A 22258-nucleotide genomic window follows, 5' to 3' on the forward strand; every position below is an offset into this window, starting at 1 on the left:
GAAGGACAGAAAAATGGTTATAGGTGATTACACAGTAGATCAGGTAATTGAGAAGGCACAGACACTGATAGAGGCTATGCCATATATCAAGAAATTCCAGGGCAAGACAGTGGTTGTAAAGTACGGCGGAAGCGCTATGCTTGACGAGAATCTCAAGTACAACGTTATCAAGGACGTTGCCATGCTGAAGCTTGTCGGCATGAAGCCGGTCATCGTACACGGTGGCGGCAAGGAGATCAGCAAATGGGTAGAGAAGGTCGGCAAGGAGGCAGAATTTATCAACGGTCTCCGTGTTACAGATGCAGAGACGATGGAGATCGCAGAGATGGTTCTCGGCAAGGTCAACAAGAGTCTTGTAAGTCTCATGCAGAAGATCGGACTTAAGGCAGTCGGAATCAGCGGCAAGGACGGCGGTATGTTTACAGTCAAGAAGAAGTTCCCTGGTGGCAAGGATATAGGTTATGTGGGAGAGATAACAAATGTTGACACATCCATCCTTACATCACTTATCGAGGATGATTTCATCCCGGTTATCGCACCTATAGGAGTGGATGAGAACTACGAGGATTACAACATCAATGCGGACGATGCTGCTTGTGCAGTAGCAACAGCTCTTGAGGCTGAGAAGCTTGTATTCCTCACAGATATCGAGGGAGTATTTATTGATCCAACAGACAAGTCAACACTTATCTCAGAGATGGATATACACGAGGCAAAGGACATCATAGAGAAGGGCGTTGTCGGCGGTGGTATGCTTCCAAAGCTTAACAACTGTATCGCAGCCATGGAAAATGGAGTTTCAAGAGTGCATATACTTGATGGCCGTCTCCAGCACTGCCTGCTTCTTGAGTTCTTCACCCAGAAGGGTATCGGAACTGCTATCCTCAAGGAGCCTTTATTCTAGGATGCGGGGCAGAATATAACAAAGCTTCAAATAATAAAATAGTAAATTATAAAACAGTATATATGACCATGGTGGACAGCCATCTGTAAGGATGGAAGAGCACCGGGCGTATATGCTGTTTTTTTATGTCTGATCTGAATCGGGGAGTTTATAAAAATGTTACATTTTTATGTATTGTAAAAAGTATCAATGAATAAGGGATAAAAGGGCTCTTTTGTGAAAAAAGTAACAAAAATGAAATAAAATAGAAATATATTGTTGTAAATTCAGAGGTGTTTAGATACAATAAACCTGTGTAATTCTGTGCTGACACAGGAGGTGTCGCACGATGAAGAAAATAATTAAAAATTTAGCATATTTATGCGTGCTGACAATGACATTATTGTGTTCCGGCTGTGGAGAAGAACAGGTAACTATATCCGGTAATTCAGAAGAGAATGTTACGGAGAAAGCTTCGCAGCAAGGCGCGGAAGAAGACGGAGCAGACGAGAGTCTAACGATACATTCAGAAACTCCAGAATACATAACAGTTTTTGTATGCGGAGCAGTGAAGAATGAGGGCGTATATGAGCTCGAAGCCGGATCCAGGGCGAATGATGGCCTTGAGGCGGCGGGAGGATTCTCCGATGACGCAGATACCGTTGCGGTGAATCTTGCAGATGTGCTTGAGGATGGTCAGAAGCTGTACTTTCCTGTCGGAGGTGAACAGCTTCCGGATGAGAGCGAAGCCGGGACAGATGCGTCGGAACAGAGACTGGTCAACATCAACAGTGCAGATGCTGCGGAACTTATGACGTTACCGGGAATAGGCGAGACGAAGGCCTCGCAGATTGTTGAGTACAGACGGAAGAATGGAGCATTTGCCTGCAAAGATGACCTTAAGAATGTCAGCGGCATAGGAGACAGTATATATGAGAAACTGGAGACATATATATCGACAGAGTAAATGAGTCTCGGGGTAGAAAGGATGTTAAGATGAAGAAAGTTCTTGTTGTGGATGATGAGAAGTTGATCGTTAAGGGGCTGAAGTTCAGCCTGGAACAGGACGATATGGAAGTGGATACAGCCTACGATGGCGGTGAAGCTATAGAGAAGATAAAGGCAAATGGTTACGATATAGTTCTGCTGGATATAATGATACCTGTATACACAGGAATAGAGGTTTGCCAGATGGTCAGAGAGTTTTCCAATGTTCCTATTATCATGCTCACTGCAAAGGGTGAGGACATGGATAAGATCATGGGACTCGAGTATGGTGCAGATGACTATATAACAAAGCCATTTAATATTCTTGAGGTGAAGGCCAGGATCAAGGCTATACTTAGAAGAAGCAACCGCAAGCAGGCACCTGCAAAACCGTCAAATGTAATGGAGATCAATGGAATGAAGGTTGAGCTTGACAGCAGACGTGTATTTGTCGGTGGTAAGGAGCTTAATCTGACAGCCAAGGAGTTTGACCTTCTTGAGCTGCTCATGGCGCATCCAAACAAGGTATATTCAAGAAATGAACTCCTGAATACGATCTGGGGAGATTCCTACCCGGGAGATGCGAGAACAGTTGATGTGCATGTTAGAAGACTTCGTGAGAAGATAGAAGCTAATCCGGGTGAGCCGGTATACATTCATACAAAATGGGGAGTAGGATATTTCTTCAAGGGCTGATATGAAAAAAAAGAAACGTGCAACAGTTGAAACAGAAAAAATTGAAGAGAAGAATACCGCCCAGGAGAGATCCAGAGTCAGTATCAGAGTGGGGCAGAGAACGATCATATCGCTTATAGTGGCAGTGAGTGTGGCAGTGATCGCCTATGCAGCACTGTGGATACTGGCGGGCACTGTGAATTCGAAGAGTGAGAGAAATCTTGACAGACACGCACAGGAGTGTGCAGAATACATTGCCCATATAGTGAATGAACACAAGGCGGAGGATGATATAGGGAGAGCCGTGGACGAGATAAAGACCATGGCTTATTCTCTCTCTGCCCGTATAGTTATAGTGGATACTGATTACAAGGTCGTGGTGGACTCCTATGGAAAAGACACCGGAAGATATCTGGTGGATGAGAACGTGTTCAGCGTAATGAAGGGGCAGCAGAAGTATATATCAGAGACAGAGGAAAATGTGTACAGACGCATAGTTCCAGTGATCAACAGTGAGGGCTATACAGATGCGGTGGCACTGATATCTCTTGAGACCGATGCTCTCGAGAACCTGTCAATATATATGAAGAGAAATGCAACTTATCTGTTTGCGATATCGTTGATACTTGGATTGATAGCTGCTTATTTTGCGGCTAAGTTATCAGTCAGGGATGTGAACCATGTCAGAAACGAGATAGAGGGAATGAAAGGCGGCAGCCTTGAACCGATGAGCGTGGACGGTATGTTCAGGGAGACACAGGAGCTGACAAAGGATATAAACGATATATTCAACAAGGCACAGCTTCTTGAGGAGTCCCGTCAGGAATTCGTGTCAAATGTCTCACATGAGTTAAAGACACCGATAACATCCATGAAGGTTCTGTCAGAGTCGCTGCTCACCCAGAGTGATGTGCCAGCGGAGATGTACAGAGAATTCATGGAGGATATAGTTCAGGAGATAGACAGGGAGGCAGAGATCATAAGTGATCTGCTTACACTCGTTAAGACTGACAAAGGCCCTGACAGCCTGAATAAAGAGCCTGTGGATATGAATGAATTTATGGATCTCATACTCAAGAGACTTAAGCCTCTGGCGGAGAAGAGAAGTATACAGCTTTCATTTGAGAGCTTTGGAGACATAAAGGCAGAGATAGACAAGGTGAAGTTTACTCTTGCGATCTCGAATCTGATAGAGAATGGAATAAAGTATAACGTTGATGGCGGTTGGATAAAGGTTTCGCTCAATTCAGACCACAGGAACTTCTATATCAAGGTAGCAGACTCCGGTGTAGGAATACCGGAGGATTGCATAAATCATATTTTTGAGAGATTCTACAGAGTAGACAAGGCGAGAAGTCGAGACACTGGTGGAACCGGTCTGGGACTAGCCATCACGAAGAATATAATTATCATGCACAAAGGAACTATAAATGTGTATAGTGAACCGGGAAAAGGAACTACATTTACGGTAAAGGTTCCATTACAGGCTCACGAGTAAGGGATTAATATGACGACGAAAAAAAGAATTATGCTCACTGCCGTGGTCATGGCTGCAGTGGTGATTCTTGTGGCGTGTGGAAGCGACAGCAAGAATGGCAGAAAGAAAAATTCAGCAGACAATTCAGATGAAAATCTGACTCTGTACTACGCAAACTCAACGTGGACTGATCTGTTCCCGGAGGTTTTCACCCGAGACCAGCTCGTCACGACGGAGAATCTTATCGACACTGTGATGAACGCATTGATGGACAGTGGGGAAATGACGGATAAACAGGTTCCGGTTCCCCAGGGCGTTACATACCAGAGATATACATATGACGGTCAGGCGACGATCAATCTTATGTTCAACGTTGACTGGGAGGCCACTGACACATATGAGATGGTGCTAAGCAAGGCTGCATTTGTGAGAACTCTGACACAGATCGAATCGGTGAAGAAAGTTGTGTATGAATACACTGACATTGCAAATGAGAACAGTATCGTGCGTGAGGAGCTCACAAATGATTCATTTTCAGATATGGACAACTTCATGAATCCACATGAAGAGTACAACATATATATGCCGGACAGCACAGGACAGAAGCTGGTTCAGAAGACCATAGATCTGGACAGATCAGCGCCTGAATCACTGGAGGAACAGATGGTTGCAGGACTGAGAATGAGTTACGATGGAACAGTTGTACCGCTCAATGAGAAAACTGTGGTTAAGAGTGTCACTGTGGATGATGCTGACGGTGTGTGTACGATAACATTTAATGAGAGCTTTGCGGATGGAACAGCAGGTGTGGACGATGAGATACTTGTGTATTCTGTTGTGGATTCCCTCATGGAGCTTGAAGATGTCAAGAGGGTACAGATAAATGTGGATAATACAAATAACAGATTGAACAACATCGATCTCAGCAGGAAATTTACTGCTGATTATTCAAAGCTTGAGAGATAAACAGAAGTTTGAACAAAACAGGAGGATACGAATATAAAGAGACCATTATTCTGGATAGCAGTATGCTTTGCGCTTGGAGAGGCGTATAAAGAGGCGGCTGACAGTTCAGTGCTTATAATTGGTCTGATCATATTGGCTGCACCGGTATTGTCGGTTTACATGGACAAAGCCGGTACAGCCATGTTTTTTTATAGTGGCAAAGCTCATTGTGATAAAGACAGAAAGAACAGGATCGTCAGATGCGTTCTGAGTATGATGATATTTGGAATGATCTCGTTGACCGGTTATATGAATGGCTGTGCTATGTCAAAGCAGGAGAGACTCGCAGAAGAGCTCGATGGGCAGCAGCCGGGCGGTATAGAAGGAAAGGTGTACGAGATCAGGCAGTCCGGCGATGAATGGCGGGTATATGTGTATGCGGAATGGATAACATTTGGCGGAGGCGACTCAGAAGAAACTGTGGAATACCGGGGAAGATCAAAGGTATTGCTGTACATGGAAGACGTGGAAAGCCTGAAGACCGGAATGAAGCTGACCTTAAGCTGCAGTCTGTCAAGGCCGGACTCTGCTGATAATCCGGGCGAATTCGATGCGCGGGAATATTATTCGCACAAGGGAATATATATAGTAGGAAAGGATATCTCCATTCTGGAGTGTGGAGAGGACTACAGCCGTATAGGAGACATTCTGTTCAGGCTGCGTATAAAGTCCGGGGAGATCATAGACAGTGTGTTTGGAGAGACGGATGGCTCGGTGATAAAGGCAATGCTACTGGGGGATAAGAGCGGCATTGACAGGGATACGAAGAAGCTGTTTCAGATGAATGGAATAGCTCATATTCTGGCGATATCCGGTGTGCACATAGCAATAATAGGAATGACATTATTCGGCGTGCTGCGAAGGCTTACAGGGTCATATATGGCATCAGGTATAATGGCTATATCCGTGATCGTACTTTACGGAGTTATGACCGGGATGGCGAGTTCAACTGTAAGAGCCATGATAATGATGGTGATATCTGTGATCGGTCAGGTAAAGGGGCGAAGCCCTGATATGCTTACATCCGCGGGAACCGCGTCAGTCATACAGGCGCTGATTGATCCGGGTATCATCCTTGATGCCGGATTTCAGTTGTCTTTTGCTGCAGTGCTGGGGATGGCGGTGCCTGGAGCACTTATGAAAAAGCTTATTCCAACTAAGAATAAGGTAGTCAGCACACTTGTAATGAATCTGGCGATAACACTTGCCACCGGACCGCTTGTTATATTCTATTATTACCAGTTTCCGCTGTATTCGATCTTTCTGAATCTGCTCATAGTGCCATTGGTTTCTGTGATAATATTCGTGAGTATCGTCGTGATTGCGGCTATGCTTATTTTTCCCGGGATACTACAGGGCAATGAGATGGCGGTGTGCATAGGAGCGTTTCCTGTGAAGCTGATACTTGCAATATACAGGCAGCTTTGCGAATGGGCGATGGAGCTTCCATTTTACAGTATAAATACAGGCCATGTGTCGGTTATGATGATCGTAGTATTTTATATGGCTATGGTTGGAGTGTTGATCCTGCTTGTAAGAGCAAAGAGCGCAGACTGCGCCAGGGTGAGGAGGCGGATGGTCTGTCTGTGCGCTGCTGTGATCATGACCCTGTGCTGCGTGTGTTACGAAGCAGCTTCATTTGACCGGGAGTTCAGAGTTGTATTTATGGATGTTGGTCAGGGAGACGGCATACTTATAAGGGCTGGCATGGGAGTAAATATATTGATAGATGGGGGCTCGTCGAGTAGCAATAAGGTTGGTGAGTACGTGATGGTGCCTGTTCTAAAGTTTTATGGTGCAGCTCATGTAGACTATGCATTTGTGACACACGGAGATAAGGATCATGTGTCCGGTATCCAATATCTTCTAAGCGATACGAACTCCGGTATCAGAATAGATAATCTTGTGGTTCCGATGTATGGTGATATTGAAAATATGGGTGAACTGCTTGAGCTGGCAGAGAAAAGAGGCGTAAATATCATATATATGGACGGCGGTTCTCAAATGTCCTGTGGCAAGGATGCAGCTAAGGTGTGGTTAAATTTCTTGCATCCGTCCGAAAAAACTGATATAAAAGATGCAAATGATCTTTCTGCGGTTATCCGTCTGGAGTATCGAGGGTACAGTGTTTTATTTACGGGAGACCTGGGAGAAGATGGAGAACGGGAGCTTATCTCGGAGGGCGGTGATCTGAGTGCTGATGTGTTGAAGGTCGGACATCACGGCAGCAGATATTCTACGAGTGGGGAGTTCCTGAGAGCAGTCGACCCGGATCTTGCGATCATATCGGCGGGGGAGAATAACCGATATGGTCATCCGCACGGGGAGACACTGGAGCGTTTGGATGCCTGTGGAGCTGATGTAATGAGTACCATAGACCATGGAGCTATATGTGTAGAGATAACGGATGGTGGAATTTCGGTAACCGGATACAGATGATCAGGGAGTTATGAGAATAAGAATTCTGAAAGGAGAACAGGGGAAGGAAGAAACGACTATGATGTGGAAAGGAAGATGAGTATGACAAAAAAACTAAAATTACTGCTGGAATTTGTAATGCTGACACTTGGCGCAGTTATAGCTGCATTTGCTATCGAAGAATTTCTCGTGCCGAACACCATACTTGACGGAGGCGTCATCGGTATAGGTATCATGATCAATAATCTCACAGAAGTGTCCCTGAGTATTCTGACGATCGTTCTTAATGTTCCGTTTCTTATAATAGGTTCAAGACAGCTTGGTAAGATGTTCATGGTGAAGTCCGGTTATTCCATGGCTGTATTCTCAGTATTTGTGGAGATATTCAAACCCCTTGAAAATGCAACCTCAGAGACCATACTTGCGGTGTGCTTCGGCGGTGTGATACTTGGACTTGGAGTTGGTATCATCATCAAGTTCGGCGGGTGCTTGGATGGAACGGAGACCGTGGCCATCATGCTGAACAAGAAAAAAGACTGGCCGGTTGGAAGAGTTGTTCTGGGCATGAATCTGATCATATATTCTATTGCGGGAATGCTCTTTGGTCTGGACAGGGCGATGTACAGTCTTCTTACATACTTTATAACATCAAAGGTGCTTGATATGGTTGAGACCGGTCTTGAGCAGGCGAAGGCAGCCATGATCATAACTGATGATGCCAGAGAGGTGGCAGACAAGATATACAAGAAGCTTGGAAGAACAGTTACCATCATGCAGGGCAAGGGAATGATAAGCGGCAACAAGACAGTGCTCTACTGTGTTATCACGAGATTTGAGATCGGTGAGCTGAAGAACATCATCAATTCCATAGATTCTTCTGCATTTGTCACAGTTACGGATGTGGCGGAGATCATCGGCAACCACATCAAGGATAATGAATACAAGGAGATCCTTGAGAAGATAGAGGAGAAGGAAGAACCGCACACAAAGCTTCCTGAGCATGAGAGTATGACGGACTTTGATGGCCTGGAGCATACCGGAAAAATAGATTAGAAAAAGCCTGTGACATATACCGGCAGATAACTGCTGTATATGTCACAGGCTTTTCTTTATTGATATATGTTTTAGACTGTAGTCAATATATTACTGGATACTGTCTACAAATGCCTTGTGGATCCTGTAGTCGCTGTCAAGCTCAGGGTGGAAGGAGAGGGCAAACTGGTTGCCGTACTTAACCGCCACGATCTTGTCATCAACTGTTGCAAGGACATCAACCTCAGGTGAAACCTCAGCCACATAAGGTGCACGGATGAAAGTCATAGGAACCTCACCGATACCTTTAAGCTCGGCCTCTGTGTGGAAGCTTCCAAGCTGTCTTCCGTAGGCATTTCTCTTTACTGTGACAGGGAGAGTGCCAAGGTGTACAGTGTCATCACCTTCGATGTGCTGTGCCAGAAGAATAAGTCCTGCACATGTGGCAAGAACCGGCATGCCGCCCTCGATCTGAGACTTTATAGTGTCGAACATGTCGCTGTCTCTGAGAAGCTTTCCTTGGACTGTGCTCTCACCGCCAGGAAGGATCAGGGCGTCATAAGGCTTGTTCAGATCTCCGGCATTTCTAAGTTCTAAGCATGATACGCCGAGCTCGGAAAGTACATGCTCATGCTCTGCGAAAGCTCCCTGTACTGCCAATACACCAACCTGCATATTACTTACCCCTTTCTGCCATGAGGATTGCGATCTCCTGCTCGTTGATACCAACCATAGCTTCACCAAGTCCCTCTGAAAGCTTTGCAACGAGATCAGCGTCATTGTAGTTTGTTGTTGCCTGAACGATGGCAGCAGCACGCTTAGCAGGGTCTCCTGACTTGAAGATACCTGAACCTACGAATACACCCTCAGCACCGAGCTGCATCATGAGAGCTGCGTCGGCAGGAGTAGCAACACCGCCGGCTGCGAAGTTTACAACTGGGAGACGGTGATTCTCATGTACGTACTGAACGAGATCGTAAGGAACCTCAAGCTTCTTAGCTGCCTCATACAGCTCATCTGTTCTCATGCTGACGATCTCAGCGATCTGGCTGTTCATCTTTCTCATATGTCTTACGGCCTGAACGATATCACCTGTACCAGGCTCGCCCTTAGTTCTGATCATTGAAGCACCCTCGTTGATTCTTCTGAGGGCCTCGCCGAGATCCTTGGCACCACATACAAAAGGAACCTTGAACTGTCTCTTGTCGATATGGTATACGTCATCTGCTGGTGAGAGAACCTCGCTCTCGTCGATGTAATCGATCTCGATGGCCTGAAGGATCTGAGCCTCTGCGAAATGTCCGATACGGCACTTAGCCATAACAGGGATTGATACAGCGTTCTGGATTCCCTTGATCATCTGTGGGTCACTCATACGTGATACACCACCTGCAGCTCTGATATCTGCTGGGATTCTCTCAAGTGCCATAACTGCACAAGCGCCGGCAGCCTCAGCGATCTTAGCCTGCTCAGGTGTTGTAACGTCCATGATAACTCCGCCCTTAAGCATCTGGGCAAGTTCCTTATTTAACTTATATCTTTCTGTTGTCTCCATGTTGAACCTCCGTTATAATTAGATTTGTGTTTATTGGAGTGAGTGTACATAAACTCACAATCTGTAGGTGATTATAAAACCAAAGTGACATTATAGAAATAATCAATATGTGATTATAAAAACAGGTCAGATAACCTCTGATATTATCAAAATACATAGAAAAACAGGTCAGATTTGCCACATAAGATATAATTATGGTAGAAACTGGTACTGTATTTTGAAAATCATATTGTGAGACATAAGCTTGATGAAGGAGAAACGTAATGGCTGCAACAAAGAAAAAAGAAAAAAAGAACGCGATGGCGGTCATAAACCAACATATAAAGACGGGGGAGTTTGCCAAGATATATCTTCTGTATGGGGAGGAGAGGTATCTCGTGAACCAGTACAGAGATAAGCTGCTGTCGGCTCTGACTGATAAGGACGATAATCTGAATTTTATGAAATTTGCCGGAAATGGGATCGATACATCTGAGCTTCTTGCATTCTGCAACGAGATGCCATTTTTTGCGGACAGAAGAGTTGTCCTTGTGGAGAACAGTGGTCTGTTCAAGAGCAGCAACGAGGATTTTGCAAAGAAGCTGGTGGAGATAGAGGATACATCAGTTGCCATATTTGTAGAGATGGATGTGGACACCAGGTATAAGCTGTTCAAGGCTGTGGACAAGAATGGAGAGGCTCTGGATTTTGCGACCCCTGATGAGAAGATGATGGTCACGTGGGTGAAGTCACTGTTCCGTGCCGATGGTGTTGCCACCACAGACACGGCGATATACAAGATAATCGAAGCTGCTAACATGGATATGAACTGTATCAAGAATGAGGTTGACAAGATGATAAGCTACGCCGGAGACACGAAGCAGGTCAGCGAGCATGATGTGGATCTTCTGTGCAGTCAGGATGCGGAGAGCAAGGTGTATCAGATGATAGACTTCATCATTGCAAAGCAGAAGGAGAAGGCTTGCAGTATGTATCACGATCTTCTTGAGAATAAGGAATCGGCGATCATGATAAACGCATGTATCATGAGACAGTTCAACAAGCTCCTTCTGGTAAAGATGGCATTATCAGATGGCGCGCAGGACGCCAGCCTGGCGAAGATCGCAGGATGCCCGGTGTGGGCAGTGAAGAATTACAAGGCTCAGTGCAGGGGCTACAGCATGGCACAGCTTAAAGACATAGTGGAGAACTGTCAGGACATGGACTACAAGCTCAAGACCGGACAGGTTATGGATAACGCGGCGATGGAGGTCATGATCGTGGAGCTGTGTGAGATGCAGTAGGAGACTGGTGATGATATTAGATATTGAGGCAAAAAAATAACCACTGTGAAAACAGTGGTTATTTTTTATATAACTATGATTGGTTCAAATATATGCAGCCGTTTAATATATCCAAATCCTTGTGTCAAAGTTATGTAGTTATCAGCCAGATGCTTAAGCCATCTTGTTAACTGCAACTGCAAGACGTGATACCTTACGAGCAGCGTTGTTCTTGTGGTAGATGCCCTTTGAAGCAGCCTTGTTGATCTCTGATGTAGCAACAACAAGTGCCTGCTGAGCAGCAGCCTTATCACCAGCAGCGATAGCAGCCTCAACCTTCTTGATAACTGTCTTAACCTTAGACCTGATCATCTTGTTTCTAAGTGTCTTCTTCTCGATAACATTGATTCTCTTCTTTGCAGATTTGATATTAGCCAAAATTCTTACCTCCATAAAATCTAATTAAATATAATAAGGTTTTACATTAAAACCGGACACGGACAATTCAATGTAAACATACTCACATATAATAGATGAAACGCAATTCGTTGTCAAGACTAAAAAACAAAAAATTGCGCATTTTCGCGGATTATTTTCATGTTGTTTCCTAAGAAAAATGAAGTAAAACAACGTGTTACTTTCCTTTACATAAAAAGGGGTAAATGGTATCATATATGCAGTGGGTCTTAATGATCCATACATATTATAATACAGGAAAAGCAGAGAAATATACAGATGTTTAAATATAGATTTTTTCAGGTGATAATGGCACTTTCGCTAGTCTTGCTGATCATCTCCACGGCGATAATGTGTTCGTTCAGCGTTTTCAGGGTTGCGGAGAAGAGCTACAAGCCGAGTAATAGCGGCACGATAAGTTCAGTCATGAATAACGGACAGACTGAGGAATTATCAGAATTTGATGCGTGGGTGGAATACAGTATCGTGCTGGATGCTCTGGATGGGGACAGCGAGCAGGAGTACAGGCTTGGCAACGTATATCTGTCCACTGAGAATGTGATGAGGCTTGAACAGCTTGCAGACATCAAATCCAAGGCAAGCAATGGTGTGTTCATATCCATTGTGCTTCTGGTGGCATGCTTTGTAGTCATAAGGAGAAGGAGACTGTATGAGTGTGTTGTATGGGGCGGCGCTGCAGGCGTTATAATAGGAATAATCAGCTTCATAGCCATGGCGGTATCCGGCAGCGGAATCATGTATGGAATAAGAAGAATGGTGTTTGGAGAAAGCTATGCGGAGCTTTTTCCGGGACACGATGTCCTGCCGGATATAATACCTGCCGGTACGGGAACGAAGGTTCTTTGGGTGTATGTTGGAACGATATTTGTTGGACTTGTGGTTACTATCATAGTCAGGGTTATAAGCTATAAGAAATCACGTCCACACAAATTCAGATAGAAGGTTACATAATGGGAGGTAGTTATGAGAAAAAGAATCGAGGAGTGGATAAACTGGGTGCTCTATGATGAGCTCATTGCCAGCAAGATCAATGCGCCAAAGCATTTGCTGGGAATCCATGATTATGGTGAAGGTCAGATAATCGTTGTGTACAAGCCGGGGGCGATCAGGGTAGAGGTTACATCGCGCACAGGTAAGAAGATACACACCATGGAACAGATGACAAATGAAGGACTGTTCGCCATTTATTTTGATAAGAAGGAGTACGATGGCAACAAGTACAATGTTGTCACCACATATGAGGATGGCACCATTATAAACAGTGCAGATCCATATTCATTTGAATCGCTTATCACGGATTTTGACACATACCTTTTTGCGGAGGGCAGACATTACAATATATATGAGAAGCTTGGCGCACACCCTATGACTATAGACGGTGTACGTGGAACCTACTTTGCAGTGTGGGCTCCTCATGCAAGACGTGTCAGTGTAGTCGGTGATTTCAATCTCTGGGATGGTAATGTAAATCCTATGCAGATCACAGCGAATGAGGGAATATACGAACTGTTCCTGCCGGGCGTGGAGCCGGGCGCTGTGTACAAGTATCAGATCATGACCAGATATGGTGAGATACTGTACAAAGCTGATCCATATGGCAACCAGTGTCAGATGAGACCGGAAAATGCCTCAGTGGTTGCAGACATAAGCAGCTATAAGTGGAAGGATACATCATGGATGAAGGATAGAAGCAAGATCAGCCGTACTGACAGAATGCGCATGCCTATGTCCATATACGAGATGCATCTCGGCTCATGGCACAAGAAGGTTGAGGATGACGATGCAGGCTTCTACACATACAGGGAGCTCGCTCCTATGGTGGCAGACTATCTCAATGAGATGGGATATACGCACGTAGAGCTCATGGGTATATCAGAGTATCCATTTGACGGCTCATGGGGCTACCAGGTTACAAATTACTACGCACCGACCAGCAGATATGGCGATGCCGTAGATTTTATGTATTTTGTTGATTACATGCACAGCAAGGGAATCAGTGTTATCCTAGACTGGGTGCCAGCACACTTTCCTAGGGATGCGCACGGACTTGGACGTTTTGATGGGATGCCTCTCTATGAGCATCCGGATCCAAGAAGAGGAGAGCATCCTGACTGGGGCACATATATATTTGACTATGGCCGCAATGAGGTGGCAAACTTCCTCACGGCAAATGCTCTGTTCTGGGTCGAGAAGTTCCATATAGACGGACTCCGCGTGGATGCTGTGGCATCCATGTTGTATCTCGACTATGGCAAGCAGGATGGACAGTGGCTGCCAAATGAACATGGTGGAAACGAGAACCTTGAGGCAATAGCACTTATGCAGAATATAAACAGCATCATGGAGGAGAGAAATCCGGGGGCATATCTAATAGCAGAGGAGTCAACAGCGTGGGCAGGTGTAACTGCTCCGGCATCCATGGACGGACTTGGTTTCCTGTTCAAGTGGAATATGGGATGGATGAATGACTTCCTTGAGTATATGCAGATGGATCCATATTTCAGACAGAACAACCAGAACATGCTGACTTTCAGTCTTTCGTATGCGTATGCTGAGAACTATGTTCTCGTCATATCCCATGACGAGGTAGTTCATCTCAAGCGTTCAATGATAGAAAAGATGCCTGGCAGCGAGGAGGACAAATTCGCAAATCTCAGAACTGCGTACGGATTCATGTATGGACATCCGGGCAAGAAGCTGCTCTTTATGGGGCAGGAATTTGCACAGCCTAGAGAGTGGAGTGAGGCGAGAAGCCTTGACTGGTTCGTCTTAGACAATCCGCTCAATCAGGGCATGGAGAGGTATGTCAAAGCGCTCAATAAGCTTTACAATACCAATGATGCGATGTATGCGAATGACACAGATCCAATGGGATTTGAGTGGACAGATTGCGATCACCCAGACATGAGCATACTTTCATTTGTAAGACGAGGCTCAACTCCGAAGAAGCAGCTGCTTTTCGTATGTAACTTCACTCCGGTTGAGAGAGATAATTACAGTATACCGGTTCCGTGCTACACGACATACAAGGAGATACTCAACTCAGATGATGTACAGTTTGGCGGAAAGGGCAGACTCAACGGCAAGCCGGTCAAGGCAGTGGACAAGAAGAATGCCAGAACTCCTTACAGTATAGACATCACGGTTCCGCCACTCTCAACAGTTGTGTTTGAGTACGATTACACGGATATGACACCTGAGCTTGAGAAGAAGGAAGCTGAGGCCAAGGCTGCTGCAAAGAAGCGTGTGGACGCAGCAAAGAGAAAGGCTGCAGCGGCACAGAAGAAGGCTGAGGAGATAAAGAAGGATGCCGAGAAGAAAGCGGCTGAGCTGAAGAAAGAGGCGGAGAAGAAGGCAGATGAGCTGAAAAAGGAAGCCGAGAAGAAGACTGCTGAGTTGAAAAAGGAGGCATCTGAGATCTCAGAAGAGGTAAAGGATGATATAGCAGATATAGAAAAGTCAGTGGTGGCTGTTGCTGATGACATCAAGAAAGATATAAAAGCACGCAAAAAATAAACTTGCAATATGAGACAACAGGTCATATAATGTCAGTGTAAGTGCAAAGGGGCACAGAACGATATCGTTCTGTGCCCCTTTTTTGTACATCAGGCGGGTGACGACCAGCCAGATCATAAGAATCCAGGTAGTTTTTAAGGAGGAAGCAGTATGAAGACAGGAAAAGTAAAATGGTTTAATGCAAAGAAAGGCTACGGCTTTATATGTGATGAGGATGGAGCAGATGTATTTGTACATTTCTCAGCACTGAATATGGAGGGCTTCAAGGTTCTTGAAGAGGGAGATACAGTAGAGTATGAGGTTGTGGACGGTGAAAAGGGTCCACAGGCGGCAAATGTGACAAAACTGTAAATACAATGCGGTATATGTCAAAACAGCCATATATTTAAAGCGAATACATGTTGAATTAGGAGAACATCCCCGGGTTATGATTACAGATGATCAGGGGATGTTTTTTATGAGCAACGAATTGGAGCATGCTATTGCGTAGAACTGAGATGAATATCTACAAGGCCTCGTGTTACATAAATACAAGAATATTATAGATGTCGCCATATGCTAAAATTGTATGTCTGCTATAATAAAAACAACACATATTTAAAAATCATCTTGACGGCTGGCGATGATAAAATGTAGAATACACATATATGGTGAAACATGTTTCATGCATTTGTTGTTGCTGATAAACAGTTAAATAAACAGGCACGTATTTATTTTAGATTATAAGGGGGATATGTACCATGAAGAGATTTGATGTTGTGGCACTTGGAGAACTGCTCATAGACTTTACACAGAACGGGCTCAGCGGCCAGGGCAATATGATGATGGAGGCCAATCCAGGCGGAGCACCATGTAATGTTCTCGCTATGCTGCAGAAGCTTGGCAAGAAGACTGCATTTGTTGGAAAAGTAGGGGATGATTTCCTTGGAAAAATGCTTGCCGGTGTTGTGGCTGATGCCGGGATCAATACTGACAATCTGAAGTTTGACAGGGATGTACACACAACACTTGCGTTTGTGCATACCTACGAGGACGGAGACAGAGACTTTTCATTTTACAGGAATCCGGGAGCGGATATCCTGTTAAGTGCAGATGAGGTGGATGAGAGTATCATAAAGGATGCCAGGCTGTTCCATTTCGGATCACTCTCACTGACATATGAAGTGTCACGTGCTGCAACACAGAAGGCTGTGGCTGCTGCAAAGGAGGCTGGATGCATCGTCACATTTGACCCGAACCTCAGGGAGCCTCTGTGGAAGACACTGGACGAGGCCCATGATCAGATTGACTGGGGTATGAGACAGTGTGATGTGCTCAAGATATCAGATAATGAGATACAGTGGTTCACAGGAAGAGAGGATTTTGACGAGGGTATAAAGATACTTCAGGACACATACAATATACCTTTGATACTTCTCTCCATGGGAAGAGATGGAAGCCGTGCATACTACGGGGATGTAGTCGCTGAGGCAAAGCCGTTTATCCAGGAGAATACTATAGAGACCACAGGCGCCGGGGACACTTTCTGTGCATGCGTGCTGAATTATGTACTTGATAATGGACTTGAAGATCTTGACACTGATAAGCTTACAGAGATGCTTGTATTCGCAAATGCTGCTGCATCGATCATCACAACACGCAAGGGAGCACTCAAGGTTATGCCGGAGAGATCCGAGGTTGAGAAGCTCATTGCCGAGAGACAGTAATAGATAAAAATACGGCAACAGATTAAAACAGGTTGTGTACGGTAATGATACAGATTATGTAAATAAAATGAGAATGATAAGTTAATTGACTATAGTCAGAAAAGGAGAAGATAAATGGCAGGTTCAAAGACAGTGAAAAAGACTGCAGAATATACAAAGAGATTTGATGAGAGATATGACGAGCTCAAGTGGCTCTACTGCGAGCTCTATAACAACAATATGGAGGCATTTGACTGGCTGTGCGATTCTCTGTATGGTTATTATCAGGAGAGAAATGCTGATCTCAAGAAGCTGGACAGAAGCCGTGTCAAGAATCCGGACTGGTATAAGCAGAATGATCTGTTAGGTATGATGATGTACACAAATGCATTCGCGGGAACGCTGAAGGGTGTAAAAGAAAAGCTTCCATATGTGAAGTCATGTGGTGTGAATTATCTTCATTTTATGCCGCTGCTGGAAAGCCCTAAGGGCAGAGATGACGGCGGATATGCTGTTGCGGATTTCAGAAAGGTAAAGCCTGAGCTTGGAACCATGGAGGATCTGGAGGACCTCACTGCAGAGTGTCACAGACAGGGTATAAGCTGCTGTCTGGATTTCGTAATGAACCATACAAGTGAGGATCATGAGTGGGCAAGGGCAGCGAGAAATGGAGATCCTGTTGCAAGATCCAGATATTTCTTCTATGATGATTGGTTCGTTCCTAACATATATGAGGAGACTGTGCCTGAGGTATTCCCAACTACGGCGCCTGGTAACTTCACATGGATAAATGACTGCAATCAGGTGGTCATGACTACATTTTACCCATACCAGTGGGATCTGAACTATGCAAATCCTATGGTGTTCAACGACATGGTCGGCAACATGCTCTATATGGCAAACCGAGGTATAGATGTCATCAGACTCGACGCTGTTCCGTATATATGGAAGCAGATAGGCACAAACTGCCGTAACCTTCCACAGGTTCACACTCTTGTCCGTATGATGAGGATAATCAGTGAGATAGTATGTCCGGGAGTCCTTCTTCTCGGAGAGGTCGTTATGGAGCCTTCCAAGGTAGTTCCATACTTTGGAACAGTTGACAAGCCAGAGTGCCATATGCTCTACAACGTGACAACCATGGCATCCACGTGGAATACGATAGCCACGAAGAATGTGGGACTCTTAAAGCGCCAGATGGATCAGGTGTGTGCACTTCCAAAGGATTATGTGTTCCTGAATTACCTCAGATGCCACGATGATATTGGCTGGGGACTTGACTATGACTGGCTGGCACAGTTCGGCATAGATGAGGTGGCACACAAGAAGTTCCTGAATGACTATTTCACAGGAAAGGGATACAACAGTGATTCCAGAGGTGAGCTCTATAACGATGATCCTAGACTCGGAGATGCCCGTCTGTGTGGAACAACAGCATCCCTGTCAGGCCTTGAGGCCGGCCAGTACGAGGCAAATGCAGACAAGATCGAACAGGCCATTGCCTGTGATCTCATGCTTCATGGATACCTGCTGGCACAGAGCGGAATCCCGGTTCTGTACAGCGGTGATGAGATAGGACAGACAAACGATTATACTTATAAGAATGATCCGGACAAATGTGCGGACAGCAGATATCTGCACAGAGGAAACTTCCCATGGGACAAGGTTGAAAATAAAGATCCTGTAGCCATGAAGATATTTGACGCGCTGCGCCACATGGAGGATATAAGAGCATCGCATGATGTATTTTCATGTAATGCAAATGTCTACACCATAGAGACAGGATGTGCAAGCGTCCTCGGAATAGTGAGGGAATATGCAGGACATGAGCTGAGGGCATTTTTCAACTTCAGCAACATGGATCAGCTCATCTGGACTATGCCTGATGATCAGGCTGACATATATACCGATCTCATATCAGGCAAGACACTCCGCGAGCTTGGAGCAGTCATGCCTAGATATGGATGCTGGTGGTTCTACAGATAGTTATTCGGAATCTTTTTTATAGAACATAAGAAGAGTATTTTTGATAGAAGGCTTAAAGACTGTGTTATGGTCATAGCCTTCTATTTTTTCGTAGGTTAGGTTTAAGCCAGAATAATTTCTCTCTTGTAAATCATTGTAGAAATCCTCGATAGAAGATATGAAGTTTTTATCCTCATCTGCACCTACGGTTACATAGACATTAGCATTTAGAGTCTGTGTTCTGTTGTAATATTCTTCTTCGTACGTAGACATAAATTTGCCGTCAGTATTTGCCCACATGGAAGGACTGCCAATATAATAATTTGTAAATGTATTCTTTCCTATAGTGTCATTATGAAACAGAGCGTAGTAAGCCCAGTATCCACCCAGGGAATGTCCTGTGAGAGTCATATTTTCAGGGTTTACAGAGTATATTTCTTCCAGGTAAGGAATCAGGTTATCTACAATAAAATGCAGGAATGAATCAGGGTTAGTCTGGAGATCTCTTTTTCTGATGACATCATAATTGTAAGTGTTTGGATACCCTATGCTGACAAGGATAACGTCCTGTATCTGGCCAGATGTCATAAGAGGTCTGAGTTCAGGGTGATCACTGAGTCTCCAGACTCCATCGGTCATAACAACCATTGGATATGAGCTTGCTTCGTTATAATCAGGTGGAAGAGATATATGGACAACAAAAGTGTCATCTATCTCAGCATCATAAATGGATAATTCGTTGATATAGTCTGCACAGGCGGGATCAAGAGTTGTCACCTCGTTATAATACATGTGCTCGGGAGAGAGTTTTCCCATGGTTATGCTGGCACGTTCCTCTGGAAGTAAACCTGTTGGAGTTGGCGCTTCTTTAGTAAGCTCCTCAGTTGTGATTTCTTTGACTGAGGTTTCACTTGTTGTTGCTTCTTCGATTGACGTATCTTCGGATGAAGAATAGCTGGTGACCGATTGGGTGACAGTAGAGTCATTCTTAGATGCTGACGAGTGCTGACACCCGGTGACAACTAATATAATAGCTATGCTGAATGTGGTCAAAATTGTTAATTCCTTTTTCATAAAAGGCCTCCTTTGATTGTATTTAGTAATTATCACATAAGTGAGAAATACTATAAAAACAATATCACAGGAGTTGCATTATGACCTGTCAGCAATGGTTAAACCTTGTCGGGGCGGATTTGCAGGAGAAGGTAATTTTGTTCCTTTTTTAATGATACATTGCTACACTCTAAGGTTATGTCAGGCGCTATGTTATAATGAGAAAATGGTAGAAATTCTGTGTAAATTTTATACCAAAGTGACTGCTGCCCGGCAGGAGTAGTATCTGAACAGTCAAAACAGATCCATTCGCCGTCAGGAATGCTTGTTATCGAATAATCGGATATATTTAATCCGGAAATTTCTTGTTTTGTGATCATTCGTCCAAATGTGTAATTAAAGCATGAAATTTCATTATTGAACTTATCAATATTTATAAAATCATTTGATCTGTAACCGAATAAGCAGTTATTTGGTTTTTCATCAGTGGATTTAATTTCCATTAGTTTATCCCAGCTTTGACTGCAGCATTCTCTTGTAAATTTTGAAATCAGAATATTATTTTTCGCGGTATCGAGGCTTGTGAAAACCCTGGAATAACCGGCAATACACATGTTGTTGATCTTAACGATTCTGTAGTTGAGCATAGATCCCCCATCTGCTGTGACCCTTAATACAATCCGGGTGAAATTATGGAGACCGGACTTATTATTTCGAACATAAGTTGGAGAGTTTCCATGAAAGCGTGTGAAAGCCTTCGTGAAGCTTTCGGGTGTGTCATATCCGTATTCAAGTGCAATATCAGTCACCGTGCGGTTGGATGAAATGAGTTCTTCTCCAGCCAGGGAAAGCCGGCGGTTTCTGATATATTCCCCTATAGTATATCCCGTGATTAGATGAAATACTTTTCTGAAGTTGTCGGGAGAAGAGTAAGCCTGCATGGCTATTGTATTTTGGTCCAATACTTCACCGTCAATAAGGTGAGTCTCAATATAATCAATTGCGTTAATAAGTCCTTCGGTCCAATTCAAATGGTTTTCTACCTCCATGTAATGTATGTATATCACTATAGCACATATTTGTAGTAAATTGTTATAATGGACATATGAAAGTCATATCGGTTTGTTAATATGCAGGTCAAGGAGGTGATGATGTATTGGATCAGTCAGGATTCACCAGAGAGATATGAAAAGCCGCGGATCGTGTTTCTGATAGTCTGTATATGGTATGATATAAAAAATATTTATCTAAAAGAAACCAAATGCGGAAAATCCCCCACTACATTAGTTAAGGAGGTAGGAGAGTTGGCCGGTCAAAAGAATAACAATGTGAATGACGGTTTAAATAGACATTTTGAAGAAGTCTATAAAAGACAAAACGTAGCGTGACCCTGTATCTGATATCAAAGTGCAAGGGATTTGATGATATAAATGATGTGCTGCAGGAAATGTATATGGAGTATTTCAGGACTATACAAAAGAAGGGGATTGAGTATGTTGATGACGAGGAAGCATTTCTGATAGCGCTGTGCAAAAGGAAGCTGTCGGTCGAGTTCGGTGATCTTGGAGTTTATGATGACCATCTTGATGTGAAAGTTGACAATGATGGCACATGGAGATTTGAATGGGAGCTAGGTGGAGATATCACTTCCGTGACAAGAGAGACACATACAGTCCTTGAAGATACAGGGGCTGTAGTCACCGAATGTGAGGTTTCCCAGATATCCATCAGGGCAGTGCTCGATATAAGCGGTGCAAAAAATATGACCTCAGACAAAAAATATGCGGCCCTTTCCGGTGTAAAGCTGAAAGACGGAACAATGCTTACAGATATTGTTGAATCGGGAAACGAAAATACAAACACATCTGGCGAATATGAACTTCTGTTTACCACAGACCGCATATTGGATGTAAGCCAGGTAGACAGCCTGCTGTTCTGGAAAACAACAACCGAAGATGGTGAGGATGTGCAATACACTCTCAATGATTTCTACGAGATGCCATTTAACTGATATTTTCCTTTTGTGTATACAACCAGAAAATACATATGGCGCAATATGCAACAATAAGCAGTTTAGAACTAAAAATAATAATAAGATAGGATGTTCTAAGAAATTAGTTTTAATTATCTATAACAACAGAAAATCCGTATATTGCAATATGCAACAATCGGTAGTGCAGATTGCCGATTTTCGACGGTCACAAGCTGGGGCGGAGATCCGCACCGCCCTTATCGCGGTCGGAGCCCCATGCTTATGTGACCTTAGTC

20 protein-coding genes are annotated in these 22258 nt (G+C 44.2%); 15 read left to right on the forward strand and 5 right to left on the reverse strand.

Going from position 1 to position 22258, the window contains the following annotated elements; genetic code table 11:
- The first annotated feature begins 13 nt into the window (after nt 1-13).
- The 7 genes from argB to ARA78_RS00830 all read left to right on the forward strand — a co-directional run bounded on the left by argB (nt 14) and on the right by ARA78_RS00830 (nt 8498).
- Entirely contained in the window at nt 14-904 is an 891-nt protein-coding gene (gene argB / locus ARA78_RS00800) for an acetylglutamate kinase (RefSeq protein WP_015533199.1), read from the forward strand.
- 328 nt (nt 905-1232) lie between these two features.
- Complete coding sequence (locus tag ARA78_RS00805; RefSeq protein WP_055279844.1) at nt 1233-1850, forward strand: ComEA family DNA-binding protein; 618 nt, start codon at nt 1233-1235, stop codon at nt 1848-1850.
- 29 nt (nt 1851-1879) lie between these two features.
- Nucleotides 1880-2566, forward strand: coding sequence for a response regulator transcription factor (locus ARA78_RS00810; protein ID WP_055279845.1), 687 nt, complete (start codon nt 1880-1882; stop codon nt 2564-2566).
- 1 nt (nt 2567) lies between these two features.
- The gene (locus ARA78_RS00815) at nt 2568-4043 is read left to right on the forward strand and encodes a sensor histidine kinase (RefSeq protein WP_022217180.1); all 1476 of its coding nucleotides are present in this window, start codon (nt 2568-2570) and stop codon (nt 4041-4043) included.
- 9 nt (nt 4044-4052) lie between these two features.
- Nucleotides 4053-4988, forward strand: coding sequence for a GerMN domain-containing protein (locus ARA78_RS00820; RefSeq protein ID WP_242849632.1), 936 nt, complete (start codon nt 4053-4055; stop codon nt 4986-4988).
- 108 nt (nt 4989-5096) lie between these two features.
- Nucleotides 5097-7466, forward strand: a complete 2370-nt coding sequence (locus ARA78_RS00825) for a DNA internalization-related competence protein ComEC/Rec2 (protein WP_055279846.1) — start codon at nt 5097-5099, stop codon at nt 7464-7466.
- Nucleotides 7467-7547: 81 nt separating this feature from the next.
- Nucleotides 7548-8498 (forward strand): YitT family protein, encoded by a 951-nt coding sequence (locus ARA78_RS00830; protein WP_055279847.1) that lies wholly within the window; start codon nt 7548-7550, stop codon nt 8496-8498.
- A gap of 90 nt (nt 8499-8588) precedes the next feature.
- On the opposite strand, the gene pdxT is transcribed toward ARA78_RS00830, so the two are convergent.
- Both pdxT and pdxS read right to left on the reverse strand, forming a co-directional pair.
- Entirely contained in the window at nt 8589-9152 is a 564-nt protein-coding gene (gene pdxT, locus ARA78_RS00835) for a pyridoxal 5'-phosphate synthase glutaminase subunit PdxT (protein WP_055143955.1), read from the reverse strand.
- A 1-nt stretch (nt 9153) separates the two neighbouring features.
- Nucleotides 9154-10032 (reverse strand): pyridoxal 5'-phosphate synthase lyase subunit PdxS, encoded by an 879-nt coding sequence (gene pdxS, locus ARA78_RS00840; RefSeq protein ID WP_004848658.1) that lies wholly within the window; start codon nt 10030-10032, stop codon nt 9154-9156.
- A gap of 263 nt (nt 10033-10295) precedes the next feature.
- Here pdxS and holA point away from each other — a divergent pair, with 263 nt between their 5' ends.
- Nucleotides 10296-11315: a DNA polymerase III subunit delta gene (gene holA, locus ARA78_RS00845; protein WP_015533192.1), complete on the forward strand. Its 1020-nt coding sequence runs from the start codon at nt 10296-10298 to the stop codon at nt 11313-11315.
- 153 nt (nt 11316-11468) lie between these two features.
- Here holA and rpsT read toward each other — a convergent pair whose 3' ends face one another.
- Nucleotides 11469-11732, reverse strand: a complete 264-nt coding sequence (gene rpsT / locus ARA78_RS00850) for a 30S ribosomal protein S20 (protein WP_055143958.1) — start codon at nt 11730-11732, stop codon at nt 11469-11471.
- 297 nt (nt 11733-12029) lie between these two features.
- Here rpsT and ARA78_RS00855 point away from each other — a divergent pair, with 297 nt between their 5' ends.
- The 5 genes from ARA78_RS00855 (at nt 12030) to ARA78_RS00875 (ending at nt 18958) form a co-directional block, all read left to right on the forward strand.
- Complete coding sequence (locus tag ARA78_RS00855) at nt 12030-12710, forward strand: hypothetical protein (protein ID WP_055143960.1); 681 nt, start codon at nt 12030-12032, stop codon at nt 12708-12710.
- A gap of 24 nt (nt 12711-12734) precedes the next feature.
- Nucleotides 12735-15287, forward strand: a complete 2553-nt coding sequence (gene glgB, locus ARA78_RS00860; RefSeq protein ID WP_022217186.1) for a 1,4-alpha-glucan branching protein GlgB — start codon at nt 12735-12737, stop codon at nt 15285-15287.
- Between the two features lie 150 nt (nt 15288-15437).
- On the forward strand, nt 15438-15638 hold the full coding sequence (locus ARA78_RS00865) for a cold-shock protein (protein ID WP_015533189.1): 201 nt from the start codon (nt 15438-15440) through the stop codon (nt 15636-15638).
- Between the two features lie 389 nt (nt 15639-16027).
- Nucleotides 16028-16993, forward strand: a complete 966-nt coding sequence (locus tag ARA78_RS00870) for a PfkB family carbohydrate kinase (protein WP_055279848.1) — start codon at nt 16028-16030, stop codon at nt 16991-16993.
- A 114-nt stretch (nt 16994-17107) separates the two neighbouring features.
- A complete protein-coding gene (locus ARA78_RS00875; protein WP_055143964.1) occupies nt 17108-18958 on the forward strand; it encodes an alpha-amylase family protein in 1851 nt (616 codons plus the stop codon).
- Here ARA78_RS00875 and ARA78_RS00880 read toward each other — a convergent pair whose 3' ends face one another.
- The gene (locus tag ARA78_RS00880) at nt 18959-20011 is read right to left on the reverse strand and encodes an alpha/beta hydrolase (RefSeq protein WP_022217189.1); all 1053 of its coding nucleotides are present in this window, start codon (nt 20009-20011) and stop codon (nt 18959-18961) included.
- A 98-nt stretch (nt 20012-20109) separates the two neighbouring features.
- Nucleotides 20110-21039 carry an AraC family transcriptional regulator gene (locus ARA78_RS00885; protein WP_082423584.1) on the reverse strand — a complete coding sequence of 310 codons (930 nt, stop codon included), beginning with the start codon at nt 21037-21039 and terminating at the stop codon, nt 20110-20112.
- Between the two features lie 81 nt (nt 21040-21120).
- Here ARA78_RS00885 and ARA78_RS00890 point away from each other — a divergent pair, with 81 nt between their 5' ends.
- The gene (locus tag ARA78_RS00890; RefSeq protein WP_207641790.1) at nt 21121-21378 is read left to right on the forward strand and encodes a hypothetical protein; all 258 of its coding nucleotides are present in this window, start codon (nt 21121-21123) and stop codon (nt 21376-21378) included.
- A complete protein-coding gene (locus ARA78_RS00895) occupies nt 21375-22001 on the forward strand; it encodes a hypothetical protein (RefSeq protein WP_055279850.1) in 627 nt (208 codons plus the stop codon). Before ARA78_RS00890 ends, ARA78_RS00895 begins: the two co-directional genes overlap by 4 nt.
- Nucleotides 22002-22258 lie beyond the last annotated feature (257 nt).

This window comes from Coprococcus eutactus (assembly GCF_001404675.1).
Lineage (GTDB): Bacteria > Bacillota > Clostridia > Lachnospirales > Lachnospiraceae > Coprococcus > Coprococcus aceti.

Coding starts and splice junctions, on each gene's coding strand:
- ARA78_RS00855 (WP_055143960.1), top strand. CDS start 12,030: ATGTTTAAATATAGATTTTTTCAGGTGATAATGGCACTTTCGCTAGTC.
- ARA78_RS00810 (WP_055279845.1), top strand. CDS start 1,880: ATGAAGAAAGTTCTTGTTGTGGATGATGAGAAGTTGATCGTTAAGGGG.
- pdxS (WP_004848658.1), bottom strand. CDS start 10,032: ATGGAGACAACAGAAAGATATAAGTTAAATAAGGAACTTGCCCAGATG.
- ARA78_RS00865 (WP_015533189.1), top strand. CDS start 15,438: ATGAAGACAGGAAAAGTAAAATGGTTTAATGCAAAGAAAGGCTACGGC.
- argB (WP_015533199.1), top strand. CDS start 14: ATGGTTATAGGTGATTACACAGTAGATCAGGTAATTGAGAAGGCACAG.
- holA (WP_015533192.1), top strand. CDS start 10,296: ATGGCTGCAACAAAGAAAAAAGAAAAAAAGAACGCGATGGCGGTCATA.
- ARA78_RS00830 (WP_055279847.1), top strand. CDS start 7,548: ATGACAAAAAAACTAAAATTACTGCTGGAATTTGTAATGCTGACACTT.
- ARA78_RS00875 (WP_055143964.1), top strand. CDS start 17,108: ATGGCAGGTTCAAAGACAGTGAAAAAGACTGCAGAATATACAAAGAGA.
- ARA78_RS00885 (WP_082423584.1), bottom strand. CDS start 21,039: ATGGAGGTAGAAAACCATTTGAATTGGACCGAAGGACTTATTAACGCA.
- ARA78_RS00805 (WP_055279844.1), top strand. CDS start 1,233: ATGAAGAAAATAATTAAAAATTTAGCATATTTATGCGTGCTGACAATG.
- ARA78_RS00870 (WP_055279848.1), top strand. CDS start 16,028: ATGAAGAGATTTGATGTTGTGGCACTTGGAGAACTGCTCATAGACTTT.
- ARA78_RS00890 (WP_207641790.1), top strand. CDS start 21,121: ATGCAGGTCAAGGAGGTGATGATGTATTGGATCAGTCAGGATTCACCA.
- pdxT (WP_055143955.1), bottom strand. CDS start 9,152: ATGCAGGTTGGTGTATTGGCAGTACAGGGAGCTTTCGCAGAGCATGAG.
- ARA78_RS00880 (WP_022217189.1), bottom strand. CDS start 20,011: ATGAAAAAGGAATTAACAATTTTGACCACATTCAGCATAGCTATTATA.
- glgB (WP_022217186.1), top strand. CDS start 12,735: ATGAGAAAAAGAATCGAGGAGTGGATAAACTGGGTGCTCTATGATGAG.
- ARA78_RS00815 (WP_022217180.1), top strand. CDS start 2,568: ATGAAAAAAAAGAAACGTGCAACAGTTGAAACAGAAAAAATTGAAGAG.
- ARA78_RS00820 (WP_242849632.1), top strand. CDS start 4,053: ATGACGACGAAAAAAAGAATTATGCTCACTGCCGTGGTCATGGCTGCA.